Below are 11,976 nucleotides of genomic sequence, written 5' to 3'. Positions count from 1 at the left end.
GCTCGCGGCCCCGGTGTCCCGGGGCCGCGAGTGCCGTCAGTGCTCGTCGAAGATCTCGATGTCGTCCACGCCGGCCTCGCGGGTCAGCGCGAAGGCCGCCGTCGCCTCGGCACTCCCGGGTACGGCCTGACGGGCCGCCTGGAGGCTGGCCGCGGAGTCCCAGCGCCAGATGCCGACCCAGGTCTCGTCGCTGAGCCGGCCCAGGCGCGCCTCCGTGAGCCCGGGCGCCGCCTTCCTGGTCGCGGCGACCAGCGCGGCGTGCCGGGCCCTGATCTGCTCGGCGTCGGCGGGATCGATCTGGAAGCGGGTGACGGTGATGACAGCCGACATTCTTGTACTCGCTCTCTAGAGTTGACTTCTAGTGACTGAATCTAGAGATAGACTCTAGCCATGAGCGATGTCAAGCGGCCGAGCAAGCGGACCCAGAAGGCGCAGGAGACGCGCCGGCGCATCCTGGAGGCGGCTCAAGAGCTGTTCGTACGGGACGGCTACGGCGCGACGAATCTCCAGGACGTCGCCGAGCTGGCCGGGGTCGCGGTGCAGACGATCTACTTCGTCTTCGGCAACAAACGCGCCCTGCTGAAGGAGCTGGTCGACGTCACGATCGCGGGCGACGACGCGCCGGTGGCCACGATGGAGCGGCCCTGGTACACCGGCGCGCTGGCCGCGGAGACGGCCGAGGATCTGCTGCTCGCCTACGTCGCCGGCACGACGACGGTGCTGGAACGGGTCGCGCCGATCGGCAGGATGCTGGAGGCGGCGGGCGCGAGCGATCCCGAGGTGTCCGCGCTGTGGTCGTTCGACGTCGACCCGCGCTACACGGTCCAGCAGCACACGGCCGAGTCACTCGTCGGCAAGCCGGACGCGCGGGCGGGCCTGTCTGCCGAGGAGGCGGCCGACGTGCTGTTCGGCCTGCTCAGCCCGGAGCTGTACCTGCTCTTCGTCCAGGAGCGCGGCTGGTCGCGCGAACGCTGGGAGCAGTGGGCCTGGTCAACCCTGCGCGCCCAGCTCTGCCTTCAGTAGGCGGCGGTCACTCGTAACGGGCCGTGCTGTCGCGGACGATGAGCTCCGTGGCCAGCTCCACCCGCTTGGTGTCCGGCACCTCGCCCCGTCCCATCCCCAGCACCGTGCGGGTGGCCAGGGCCGCCATCTCCTGCAACGGCTGCCGTACGGTGGTCAGCGGCGGCCACGCCGACTTGGCCAGCGGCAGGTCGTCGAAGCCCACCACGCTCAAGTCCTCCGGCACCCGCAGCCCCCGCTGCCTGGCCGCCTCGAAGACGCCGAACGCCTGCAGGTCGCTCCCCGCGAAGATGGCCGTCGGCGGGTCCTCCAGCGAGAGCAGCGCGTGCCCCTGGTCGTGCCCCGACTCCACCAGGAACGTTCCCCGCCGGATCAGCTCCGGCGCCAGCGGCACCCCGGCCGTCTCCAGCGCCGCGCGGTAACCGTCTATGCGGGCCTGGCTGCACAGCATGTCGGCCGGACCGCTGATCATCCCGATCCGGCGGTGGCCCAGCTCCAGCAGGTGCCGGGTCGCGGCCAGGCCGCCGTTCCAGTTGGTCGCCCCCACCGAGACCACCCCGGGCGCAGGCTCGCCCTCCGGGTCCACCACCGCGAACGGCAGCGAGCGGGCGCTGAGCTGGGCCTGGATGCCGGTCGACAGGCGTGAGGCCACTATCACCACACCGTCGGTCCTGCGTGCGGCCAGCCGTTCGAGCCAGTCGCGGCCGGGGCCCGCGTGCGTGTGGAGCACGGAGATCACCACGCTCGCCCCCGCCTCGTGGGCCGCGATCTCCGCCCCGCGCACGATCTCCATCGCCCAGGGCGACTCGATCTCGGCGAACACCAGGTCCACCAGACCGGCCGGAGTGTCGTCCTGGCTGATGCGCCGCTGGTAGCCGTGCTCCTGCAGCAGCCGTTCGACCCGGTGACGGGTCGACGGGGCAACCTCCGGACGTCCGTTGATGACCTTCGAGACCGTCGGAATGGAGACTCCCGCCTCCTCCGCGATCAATGCGATCGTGACCCGCCTCTTCGCTGACACAAATCGGGAGTGTATCCGAAAGTTTCGGTTTGGGATCGCTCCCACCCGAGGTGTTGACGCTTTACATGGCGTTTACCTACGATCCAGGCAACGAAATTATCGGGGGGTTCACGAAACTTTCGTCTCTGTAAGGAAGGGACCCCTAATGAAACGCAGCGTTGTGTTGATCGCGACGGCCGTCCTGGTCGCCGGATGCAGTGGTGGCGGTGGCGGCGGGAGCACGGCTCCCGCGCAGAGCGGGTCCGGCGCCGCCAAGGTCACGCTCGAGTGGTGGCACCTGTCGACCGCCGAGCCGCTCAAGTCCTTGTGGGCCCAGCGCGCGAAGGAGTTCGAGGCCAAGAACCCCAACGTCACCATCAAGGCCACGGTCCTGGAGAACGACGCCTACAAGGCCAAGCTCACCACGATCACCCAGTCGGGCAAGGCCCCCGACCTGTTCGCCACCTGGGGCGGCGGTGTGCTGAAGCAGCAGATCGACGCCGGCCTGGTCAAGGACATCTCCGGCGACGTCGCCTCGGTGCTCCCCAGCTTCACGCCGGCGGCGCTGGCCGCGTACCAGCTCGACGGCAAGACGTACGGGCTTCCGACCGACATCGGCCTCGTCGGCTTCTGGTACAACAAGGAACTTTTCGAGAAGGCGGGCATCACGGCGGCGCCCGCCACCTGGTCCGAGTTCCTGACCGATGTCAAGAAGCTCAAGACGGCGGGCGTCACCCCGATCGCCCTGGCCGGCAAGGAGAAGTGGCCGGGCCACTACTACTGGGCCTACCTCGCCATGCGCATCGCCGGCCTGGACGCGCTCAAGCAGGCGGCCACCGACCACGACTTCACCAAGCCCGACTTCGTGGCCGCGGGCCAGCAGGTCAAGGCGCTGGCCGATCTCCAGCCGTTCCAGAAGGGCTTCCTGGGCGCCGCCTACTCCACCCCTGACGGCCAGTCCGCCACCGTGAGCAACGGCAAGGCGGCCATGGAGCTGATGGGCCAGTGGGCGCCGGCCGTGCAGAAGGACTCCGGCAAGGGCCTCGGCGACGACCTCGGCTTCTTCCCGTTCCCGGCCGTCGAGGGCGGCAAGGGCTCGGCGGGCGACGCGTTCGGCGGCGGCGGCGGGCTGGCCGTGGGCGCGGACGCGCCGAAGGAGGCCGTGGACTTCGTCAAGTTCATGACCGAGATGGGCAACCACTCCAAGGCCGTCGAGTCCGGTGGCGTGCTGCCGGTGCTCAAGGGCGAGGAGAGCGCGGTCAAGGACCCCAACCTCAAGCAGGTGGCGACGCAGCTGGCCGGCGCCAGCGGCTACCAGCTCTACCTGGATCAGGCCTACCCGCCGGCCGTCGGCCAGCAGGTCAACGACAGCGTGGCCGAGCTGATCGCCGGTACGAAGACGCCGGAAGAAGTCGGCCAGGCCATCACAGAAGTGGCCAAGACCGAAGAATGACGACTCTGACGAAAGGGCCGGAGGCGCTCAAGCTTCCGGCCCCCGCCCCTGCCGCCAGGCGCCGCGGTCGCTGGGTGACCATCGCCCTCTTCCTGCTGCCCGCTTTGGTGCTGTTCCTCCTGCTGGTCGTGGCCCCCATGGTGGTGGCCATCTATTCGAGCGTGTTCAGGTGGAACGGCTTCGGCGGCCTGCCGACCAACTTCATCGGGACGGACAACTTCACCCGGCTGTTCAGCAGCGACATCTTCGCCAAGGACATGGGGCACCTGATCGCCCTGGTGCTGCTGTCGATCGTGGTGCAGCTCCCGTTCTCGCTGGCCATCGCCATGCTGCTGAACCAGCGCGTACGCGGCCGGGCGCTCTACCGGGTGGTGTTCTTCGCCCCGTACGTGCTCTCCGAGGTGATCACCGGTGTGCTGTTCTCGCTGATCCTCGCGCCTGACGCGGGCATGGCGAACCGGCTGCTGTCGGTGTTCGGGCTCGAATCGGAGTGGCTGGCCGATCCCGCCACCGTGATGCCGTCGCTCTTCCTGGTCATGACCTGGAAATATTTCGGCTTCCACATGATGATCTATCTGGCCGGCCGCCAGAACATCCCGAACGAGCTGATCGAGGCCGCCCAGATCGACGGCGCCACGGCGTGGCGTACGTTCTGGCACATCACGCTGCCGCTGCTCGGCCCGACGATCCGGATCAGCGTGTTCCTGTCCGTCATCTACACCATCCAGCTCTTCGACCTGATCTGGATCCTCACCGGCGGCGGGCCCTCGCACTCCTCCGAGACCATGGCCGTCACCATGATGGACTGGGGCTTCAAACGCTCCCAGGTCGGTTACGCCAGCGCGATCAGCGTCGTGATGTTCGTGCTCAGCCTCGTCTTCGCCCTCATCTACCAGCGGTTCGTGATGCGCCGCGACCTGGAGGGCGCGACCACGTCCATGGGAGCGCACCAATGAGCCGGAGGAAGACGCCCGCCGCGCGGCGCAACACTCTGCCCCTGCACCTGATCGCGTGGATCGTCGGCGCGTTCATCCTCATCCCGGTGGTCTACGCGTTCCTCGGGGGGTTCAAGGACAACAGCGAGCTGTCCACGAACCCGTTCGGCCTGCCGTCGACGTGGGTGACGGCCAACTACACCGACGTGCTGGGCTCGGGCTCGTTCTGGCTGCAGCTCTGGAACAGCACGTTCATCGCCGTCACCACGACGGTGGTGACCGTGGCGCTGTCGGCGCTGGCCGGGTTCGTCTTCGCCAGGTTCGCCTTCAGGGGCAGGGAGCTGTACTTCACGGTGTTCACGGCCGGGCTGATGTTCCCGTTCGCGGTGGCCATCCTGCCCATCTTCGTGCTGCTGCGCGCGTTCGGCCTGCTGGACAACCCGCTCGGCGTGATCCTGACGCAGTCGGCCTTCGGGCTGCCGCTGACGATCATCATCCTGCGCGGGTTCTTCCGCAGCATCCCCGGTGAGATCGAGGAGGCGGCCACGATCGACGGGTGCACGCCGTTCGGGTTCTTCTGGCGGATCCTGCTGCCCATGGCCCGCCCGGCGATCGCCACCGTCTCGGTCCTCGCCATCGTGGGGAGCTGGAACAACTTCATGCTGCCGCTGGTGGTCTTCAGCGACGAGGCGAGCTGGACGCTGCCGCTGGGCATCCAGCAGTTCCAGGGCCAGTACGCCTCCGACACCGCCCGCATCCTGGCCTACCTCGTGCTGGCCATGGTGCCCGCGCTCGGGTTCTACGCCATAGCGGAACGTCATCTGATCGGTGGTCTCACCGCGGGTGCGACGAAAGGGTGAACATGCTGCAGGTGTCCGGAACCCAGCTCGTCACCGACGGCGACATGCCGGTACGGCTCCGCGGCGTGGGCCTCGGCGGCTGGCTGAACATGGAGAACTTCATCACCGGCTATCCGGCGAACGAGAGCTCGATGCGGTACGCCGTACGCGGCGTGCTCGGCGAGGAGCGGGCCGAGCTGTTCTTCGAGCGGCTCACGACCTCGTTCTTCACCGAGCGGGACGCGGAGCTGCTGGCCGGGATGGGCATGAACTGCGTGCGCATCCCGGTCAACTACCGCCACTGGGAGGCCGACGACCGGCCGTTCGAGATCGACCGGCACGGCTTCCGCCACCTGGACCGGGTGATCGGCCTGCTCGGCGAGCACGGCATCTACAGCGTGATCGACCTGCACGCCCTGCCCGGCTCCCAGAACCAGCACTGGCACTCCGACAATCCCACGCACGTGGCCGCGTTCTGGCAGCATCGCCATTTCCAGGACCGGGCGGTGCACCTGTGGGAGAACATCGCCGACCACTACCGCGACCATCCCTGGGTGGCCGGGTACAACCCGGTCAACGAGCCGGGCGACCTCACCGGCAAGGTGATCGGGCCCTTCTACGACCGGCTGGTCAAGGCGGTGCGGGCGGCCGATCCGCGGCACATCCTGTTCCTGGACGGCAACACCTACTCCACGGATTTCTCGATATTTCGTGAGGTGTATGAGAACACCGTCTTCGTCATGCACGACTACGCTCTCGCCGGTTTCGCCCACGGCGGCCCCTACCCCGGCCACACCCGGGGCGAATGGTGCGACCGTGACGAGCTGGAGCGGACCTTCGCCAAGCGCTCCCGGTTCCAGCGCGAGACGGGCACGCCGCTGTGGGTGGGCGAGTTCGGGCCCGTGTACACCGGGGATCCGGCCGTGGACGCGCAGCGGCTCCAGATCCTGCGCGACCAGCTTGCGATCTACGACGAGCAGGACGCCGGCTGGTCGCTGTGGACGTACAAGGATGTGGGTCTGCAGGGGCTGGTGCACGCGTCCGGGCCCTACCTGCAGCGGTTCGGGGCGTTCATCGCGAAGAAGCGGCGGCTCGGCGCGGACCGCTGGGGCTCCACCATGGAGGAGGCCGCGGACGTGCTCGCGCCCCTGCACGCGCTGATCGAGACGGAGTTCCCTGCCTGGGAGCCGTACCCGTGGGGTGCTCGCTACCAGAGCGACGACCTGGTCAGGCACATCCTCATCGCCCAGGCCCTGCTGCCCGAATACGCCGAGCTGTTCAGGGGCCTCGGCGACGACGAGCTGCGCGCCCTGGCCGACTCGTTCCTGCTGGAGCGGTGTGTACGCCGCGAGCCCCTGCTCGACCTGCTGGCGGACAATCTGAAGAGGTGACCGCACACACACTGTCGCTTTCCGTGCTTGCGTAGGTATGCTTCGCCTGCCCTAATTTAGGTAAGGCTCTCCTCAGCATTGGGAGTGACAGTGTTCGCCAGCTATCTCATCGGGCTGCGCGAGGGACTGGAGGCGACTCTCGTCGTCTCCGTCCTCATCGCCTTCCTGGTCAAGAGCGATCGAAAGGACAAGCTTCCCCAGGTCTGGACCGGGGTCGGTGCGGCGATCGCGCTCTCCGTGGGGTTCGGGGCGCTGCTGACCTTCACCGCGGCGCATCTCGACCACACCGGCCAGGAGCTGTTCGACGCCATCACCTCGCTGCTCGCCGTGGTGTTCGTGACCTGGATGATCTTCTGGATGCGCCGGGCGGCCCGCGCGCTCTCCGGTGAGCTGCGGGGCAAGCTCTCCGACGCGCTCTCGGTCGGCTCGCTCGCGGTGGTCGTGATGGCGTTCCTGGCCGTGGCCCGCGAGGGGCTGGAGACCGCGGTGCTGTTCTTCGCCTCCGTGCAGGGCGCCACCACGACGGCCGGGCCGCTGCTCGGCATCAGTCTGGGGCTGATCACCTCGGTGATCATCGGCTGGGGCATCTACCGCAGCGCCCTGACGATCAACCTGACCCGGTTCTTCACCTGGACGGGACTGCTGCTGATCCTGGTGGCGGCGGGGATCTTCAAGTACGGCGTGCACGACCTCCAGGAGGCCGCCATCCTGCCGGGCCTGAGCACGTACGCCTTCGACGTCAGCGCCGCCGTCCCCCCGGACTCCTGGTACGGCGCGCTGCTGGCGGGCCTGCTGAACCTCACCCCGCAGCCCAGTGTGGCCGAGATGGTGGCCTGGGCCGTCTACCTCGTCCCCACCCTTTTCTTCTTCCTGCGCCCGCAGCGGGCCAGATCCACTCCGGCCCCCGCTTCCTCCGCGGCCTGAACAGGAGCATCATGCCTACCGTTCTTCGCCTGTCCGTCGGCCTGCTCGCCCTGGCGGGCCTGACCGCCTGCGGCTCCGGCGGCACGCCCGCCGCTTCCTCGGGGTCCCCGGGGTCCGCCGCCCCCGGCAAGGTCACCGTGGCGGCCTCCGACACGGAGTGCAAGGTCGCCGCTTCCGAGGTCGCGGCCGGCACCACGACGTTCGCGATCACGAACGGCGGGTCCAAGGTGACCGAGTTCTACGTGTACGCCCCCGGTGACCGGGTCATGGCCGAGCTGGAGAACATCGTTCCCGGGCTGACCAGGGAGCTGATCACCGAGTTGCCGGCGGGCGCGTACGAGACGGCGTGCAAGCCCGGCATGATCGGCAAGGGCATCCGCAACGCGCTCAAGGTGACCGGCGAGCACAAGGCGCTCACCGCGGACGCCAAGCTGGCCGATGCGGTCACCAGTTACAAGCGCTACGTGAAGTCGCAGAGCGACACGTTGCTGGTCAAGACGCAGGAGTTCGTGGACGCGGTCAAGGCGGGCAAGATCGAGGAGGCCAAGGAGCTGTTCCCGATCTCGCGGACGTACTGGGAGCGGATCGAGCCGGTCGCGGAGATCTTCGGCGATCTCGACCCGGCCATCGACGCCCGCGAGGCCGACCTGGCCGAGGGCGAGAAGTGGACCGGCTTCCACAAGATCGAGAAGGATCTGTGGATCACGAAGGACATCAGCAAGGACGGGCCCGTCGCCGACAAGCTGATCGCCGACGTCAAGACCATCGTGGCCAAGGCGAACGCCGCCGAGCTGACCCCGCTGAACCTGGCCAACGGCGCCAAGGAGCTGCTGGACGAGGTGGCGACCGGGAAGATCACCGGCGAGGAGGACATCTGGTCGCACACCGACCTGTGGGACTTCGACGCCAACCTCGAAGGCTCCAAGGCGGCCGTGCAGTCGCTGCGGCCGGTGCTGGAGGAGCGGGCCCCCGACCTGGTCAAGACGCTGGATGAGAAGTTCGCCGCGGCCGAGGCGGCGCTGGCCGTGCACCAGGAGGGCGACGGCTGGAAGCTGCACGACAAGCTGTCCAAGGCGGAGCTGAAGACGCTCTCGGACGCGATCAACGCGCTCGCCGAGCCGATCAGCAAAATCGCCCCGGTGGTCGCGAAGTAGCGGGAGGGGATCCTCATGACCAGCCCGGACACACAGGGCGCGACGGAGTCGGCAGGGCGGGTGAGCCGCAGGGGGCTGTTCGGCCTCGGGGCGGCGGGCGCGGCGGTGGTCGGGGCCGGGGTGGTGGCCGCGAACACGCTGTTCGACGAGCCCCCGGTCGCGCACGCCTCCTCCACCTCCGACCCGTTCCCGTTCTACGGCGAGCACCAGGCGGGCATCGTCACGCCCGCGCAGGACCGGCTGCACTTCGTGGCGTTCGACGTGACCACCAGCGAGAAGGCCGAACTCGTCGATCTTCTCCAGGAGTGGACGGCCGCCGCCGCCCGGCTGACCCAGGGCAGGGAGGCGGGCGCGTTCGGGGCCGTGGGCGGGGCCGCCGAGGCCGCGCCGGACGACACGGGCGAGGCGCTCGGGCTGCCCGCATCCGGGCTGACGCTGACGATCGGGTTCGGGGCGTCGCTGTTCGACGAACGGTTCGGGCTGGCGGGAAAGCGCCCGGCCGCCCTCGCCGCTTTACCGAAATTTCCGGGAGAGCAGCTCATTCCGGAAATATCCGGTGGGGACATCTGCGTGCAGGCGTGCGCCCACGACCCGCAGGTCGCCGTGCACGCCATCCGCAACCTCGCCAGGATCGGCTTCGGCAAGGTCTCGGTCCGCTGGTCGCAGCTCGGCTTCGGCCGTACGTCGTCCACTTCCAGGGCGCAGGCCACCCCGCGCAACCTGATGGGCTTCAAGGACGGCACCAACAACATGAAGCTGGAGGACGCCGACCTGGTACGCGAGCAGTTGTGGGCCACGGCCCAGGACGGCAGCGCGTGGATGGCGGGCGGCAGCTACCTGGTCACCAGGAAGATCCGGATGATGGTCGAGACCTGGGACCGCACCTCGCTCGCCGAGCAGGAGCAGATCTTCGGCAGGAACAAGGGCGAGGGCGCGCCGCTGGGCAAGAAGGCCGAGTTCGACCTGCTGGACTTCGCGGCCAAGGGGGCGGACGGGCAGCCGCACATCAAGGACGACGCCCACGTGCGGCTGGCGCACCCGAGCTTCCACGGCAACGCGCACCTGCTGCGGCGCGGCTACAACTTCGTGGACGGCTCCGACGGGCTCGGCCGGCTGGACGCGGGCCTGTTCTTCATCGCCTACCAGCGCGATCCGCGCAAGCAGTTCGTGCCCGTGCAGCTGAGCCTGGCCAAGAGCGACCCGCTGAACGAGTACATCAAGCACGTCTCCAGCGGGCTGTTCGCCTGCCCGCCCGGGGTACGGGACGCGGGCGATTACTGGGGGCGCCCCCTTTTCGAATGATGATCGGAAATGTCGGGTGGGTCTGGTAGGAACAGGACCCCACCACCCCCGACTCCGAGGACTCCCCCGTGACCGACGACGAGCACCGCAGCCACTACAACCTCTATGACCAGGGGTACGCCGGCCTGCCCGTGGCCCAGGCGCCCTGGGACGAGGCCGCCGGGCCACGGCCCGAGGCGGGTGCCGTCGCCTGGCGGTTCACCGCCAGCGAGTGGGACGAGGACAGTCCTGGCCGGATCTCCGAGTGCTTCGACTGGTTCTTCGAGCGCGTGGACACCGCGAAGGTCACCGCCATGGTGATCGGCGAGTGGGAGGAGTGCTGCTCCGGGGACAACGCGGAGACCGTCGGCCGCCTCGCCGCGAACGCCGGACGGCTGCCCGAGCTGCGCTCCCTGTTCCTGGGCGCCATCTCCCCCGAGCAGTCCGAGATCTCCAGGATCCAGCAGTCCGACATCACGCCGCTGCTGGAGGCGTTCCCGAAGCTGGAGCGCCTGGAGGTGCGCGGCGGTACCGGGCTGGGGCTCCGGCCGGTGCGCCACGAGTCGCTACGGGTGCTCAGGATGGAGACCGGCGGCCTGCCCGGCACGGTCGTCCGCGGCGTGAGCGGCTCGGAGCTGCCCGCGCTTGAGCGCCTGGAGCTGTGGTTCGGCGTCGGCGAGCACGGCGGCGACGCCACGGCCGCGGACTGTGCGGGCCTCCTGAGCGGCGCCGGGCTGCCCCGGCTGCGCCACCTGGGCCTGCAGAACAGCGAGATCGCGGACGAGCTCGCCGCCGCCGTGTCCACCGCCCCGGTCGTGGCCCGGCTGGAGACGCTGAGCCTGTCGATGGGGGCGCTGAGCGACGCGGGCGGGGAGGCGCTGCTCAGCGGCCGGCCGCTCACGCACCTGCGCCGGCTGGACCTGTCACACCACTTCCTGAGCAGCGCGATGATCGCCCGCGTCAAGGCGGCGCTGCCCGGCGTCGAGGTCGTCCTCTTCGAGACCGGTGACCTCAACCGCAACCGGCGCTACGTCGCGGTGAGCGAGTAACCCCGCGCTCGAGGTTCTCCGGTGCGTGGGTCAGCAGATGGCCCCAGCCTTCTGCCGCACGCCGGTCGGCGAATCGAACACGCCATGGATGGGGCCGGGGGACATCGTCTCCCCGAGTCGCCATCACACGTCGCCCTTCGGACGAGGCACGTCCGGTCCGTCGCCCGCGAAAGGGCCCCGCAGTTCGCTTGCCAACTGAGGATCGCTCCAGACCACCGCAGTGGAACGCCACGAAGTGAGCGACCGCCCGAACGGCAGCAGCTCCCCCGTGTCGGCCCCCGCGATCAGGTGACCGAGGAGCTCACGTACGCGCTCACTAACCCGGCGGCTCAGCGGTGGCGGGCTCGGGAGGCGGCGGCGTGGGCGCGGTTGGCGCAGCGGGTCGAGCAGAACTGGCGGCGCCCCGGGCGGCTCCGGTCGATGAACGCGTCCCGGCAGGGTCCTGCGGCGCAGAGGCGTAGCCGTTCCCAGTCGCCTGCGGCGGCGATGTCCAGTAGTTCGGCCACCGCCCGCACGGCCAGCCGTTCCGGCAGGGCGGCGCCCGCCGGCGCCACGAGGCGCAGGTGCGGCGATCCGTCCGACTCCTCCACGTTCACCCGCACCGGCAGCTCGCTCGCCCACCGCGCCAGGGCTCGCGTCCGCTCGGCGGGCTCGCATGCCAGTACGGCCCTCAGCCGCCCCCGCACCGCCCGCACCGCATCGAGCTCCCCCGCGCCCAAGCCCTCCAATCCGGCAACGCCGCCCGAAGCGGCCGCGTCGTCCCAGCTCACATCGCCCGGAGGCGCTTCCGTTTCGTCCAGTTCACGGCAGAAGCGGGCGAGCTCCGCCACATCCGGCAACCGTTCGGGATCGTCCTGATAGTCGTCCCACGTGTTGGCCAGATCGATCGCCACCACGCCCGTCTCCGCGAACTGGCGCATCCGCTCTCCT

Annotated in this window: 12 protein-coding genes; 9 read left to right on the top strand and 3 right to left on the bottom strand. The window is 69.3% G+C overall.

Features of this window, described 5'->3' with window-relative positions:
- Positions 1 to 36: 36 nt before the first annotated feature.
- Entirely contained in the window at positions 37 to 330 is a 294-nt protein-coding gene (locus ABEA43_RS56095) for an antibiotic biosynthesis monooxygenase (protein ID WP_345575524.1), read from the bottom strand.
- Between the two features lie 60 nt (positions 331 to 390).
- Here ABEA43_RS56095 and ABEA43_RS56090 point away from each other — a divergent pair, with 60 nt between their 5' ends.
- Complete coding sequence (locus ABEA43_RS56090) at positions 391 to 1,023, top strand: TetR/AcrR family transcriptional regulator (protein ID WP_345575522.1); 633 nt, start codon at positions 391 to 393, stop codon at positions 1,021 to 1,023.
- 7 nt (positions 1,024 to 1,030) lie between these two features.
- Here ABEA43_RS56090 and ABEA43_RS56085 read toward each other — a convergent pair whose 3' ends face one another.
- A complete protein-coding gene (locus ABEA43_RS56085) occupies positions 1,031 to 2,041 on the bottom strand; it encodes a LacI family DNA-binding transcriptional regulator (RefSeq protein ID WP_345575520.1) in 1,011 nt (336 codons plus the stop codon).
- A gap of 145 nt (positions 2,042 to 2,186) precedes the next feature.
- On the opposite strand from ABEA43_RS56085, the gene ABEA43_RS56080 reads away from it, so the two are divergent.
- The 8 genes from ABEA43_RS56080 to ABEA43_RS56045 all read left to right on the top strand — a co-directional run bounded on the left by ABEA43_RS56080 (position 2,187) and on the right by ABEA43_RS56045 (position 11,046).
- The gene (locus ABEA43_RS56080) at positions 2,187 to 3,473 is read left to right on the top strand and encodes an extracellular solute-binding protein (protein ID WP_345575518.1); all 1,287 of its coding nucleotides are present in this window, start codon (positions 2,187 to 2,189) and stop codon (positions 3,471 to 3,473) included.
- Complete coding sequence (locus ABEA43_RS56075) at positions 3,470 to 4,429, top strand: carbohydrate ABC transporter permease (RefSeq protein WP_345575516.1); 960 nt, start codon at positions 3,470 to 3,472, stop codon at positions 4,427 to 4,429. The genes ABEA43_RS56080 and ABEA43_RS56075 overlap by 4 nt, the downstream gene beginning before the upstream one ends.
- Positions 4,426 to 5,268, top strand: coding sequence for a carbohydrate ABC transporter permease (locus ABEA43_RS56070; RefSeq protein WP_345575514.1), 843 nt, complete (start codon positions 4,426 to 4,428; stop codon positions 5,266 to 5,268). Before ABEA43_RS56075 ends, ABEA43_RS56070 begins: the two co-directional genes overlap by 4 nt.
- 2 nt (positions 5,269 to 5,270) lie before the next feature.
- A complete protein-coding gene (locus ABEA43_RS56065; RefSeq protein ID WP_345575512.1) occupies positions 5,271 to 6,638 on the top strand; it encodes a glycoside hydrolase family 5 protein in 1,368 nt (455 codons plus the stop codon).
- A 90-nt stretch (positions 6,639 to 6,728) separates the two neighbouring features.
- Positions 6,729 to 7,562, top strand: a complete 834-nt coding sequence (gene efeU / locus ABEA43_RS56060; RefSeq protein WP_345575510.1) for an iron uptake transporter permease EfeU — start codon at positions 6,729 to 6,731, stop codon at positions 7,560 to 7,562.
- Between the two features lie 11 nt (positions 7,563 to 7,573).
- Complete coding sequence (gene efeO, locus ABEA43_RS56055) at positions 7,574 to 8,716, top strand: iron uptake system protein EfeO (RefSeq protein WP_345575508.1); 1,143 nt, start codon at positions 7,574 to 7,576, stop codon at positions 8,714 to 8,716.
- A gap of 15 nt (positions 8,717 to 8,731) precedes the next feature.
- Positions 8,732 to 10,018 carry an iron uptake transporter deferrochelatase/peroxidase subunit gene (efeB, locus tag ABEA43_RS56050; RefSeq protein ID WP_345575506.1) on the top strand — a complete coding sequence of 429 codons (1,287 nt, stop codon included), beginning with the start codon at positions 8,732 to 8,734 and terminating at the stop codon, positions 10,016 to 10,018.
- Positions 10,019 to 10,086: 68 nt separating this feature from the next.
- Positions 10,087 to 11,046: an STM4015 family protein gene (locus ABEA43_RS56045; RefSeq protein ID WP_345575503.1), complete on the top strand. Its 960-nt coding sequence runs from the start codon at positions 10,087 to 10,089 to the stop codon at positions 11,044 to 11,046.
- Positions 11,047 to 11,375: 329 nt separating this feature from the next.
- Here the strand turns inward: ABEA43_RS56045 and ABEA43_RS56040 are convergent, their stop codons facing one another.
- Positions 11,376 to 11,966 carry a CGNR zinc finger domain-containing protein gene (locus ABEA43_RS56040; RefSeq protein WP_345575501.1) on the bottom strand — a complete coding sequence of 197 codons (591 nt, stop codon included), beginning with the start codon at positions 11,964 to 11,966 and terminating at the stop codon, positions 11,376 to 11,378.
- Positions 11,967 to 11,976 lie beyond the last annotated feature (10 nt).

Source organism: Nonomuraea rosea (assembly GCF_039539705.1).
GTDB lineage: Bacteria > Actinomycetota > Actinomycetes > Streptosporangiales > Streptosporangiaceae > Nonomuraea > Nonomuraea rosea.
The sequence above is the reverse complement of the archived record's forward strand: the minus strand, read 5'-3'. Positions and strand labels throughout refer to the sequence as shown.

Excerpts from the sequence above, each read along its gene's own strand:
- ABEA43_RS56075 (WP_345575516.1), top strand. The coding sequence starts at position 3,470 with ATGACGACTCTGACGAAAGGGCCGGAGGCGCTCAAGCTTCCGGCCCCC.
- ABEA43_RS56070 (WP_345575514.1), top strand. The coding sequence starts at position 4,426 with ATGAGCCGGAGGAAGACGCCCGCCGCGCGGCGCAACACTCTGCCCCTG.
- ABEA43_RS56090 (WP_345575522.1), top strand. The coding sequence starts at position 391 with ATGAGCGATGTCAAGCGGCCGAGCAAGCGGACCCAGAAGGCGCAGGAG.
- efeB (WP_345575506.1), top strand. The coding sequence starts at position 8,732 with ATGACCAGCCCGGACACACAGGGCGCGACGGAGTCGGCAGGGCGGGTG.
- ABEA43_RS56080 (WP_345575518.1), top strand. The coding sequence starts at position 2,187 with ATGAAACGCAGCGTTGTGTTGATCGCGACGGCCGTCCTGGTCGCCGGA.
- ABEA43_RS56065 (WP_345575512.1), top strand. The coding sequence starts at position 5,271 with ATGCTGCAGGTGTCCGGAACCCAGCTCGTCACCGACGGCGACATGCCG.
- efeO (WP_345575508.1), top strand. The coding sequence starts at position 7,574 with ATGCCTACCGTTCTTCGCCTGTCCGTCGGCCTGCTCGCCCTGGCGGGC.
- ABEA43_RS56095 (WP_345575524.1), bottom strand. The coding sequence starts at position 330 with ATGTCGGCTGTCATCACCGTCACCCGCTTCCAGATCGATCCCGCCGAC.
- ABEA43_RS56040 (WP_345575501.1), bottom strand. The coding sequence starts at position 11,966 with ATGCGCCAGTTCGCGGAGACGGGCGTGGTGGCGATCGATCTGGCCAAC.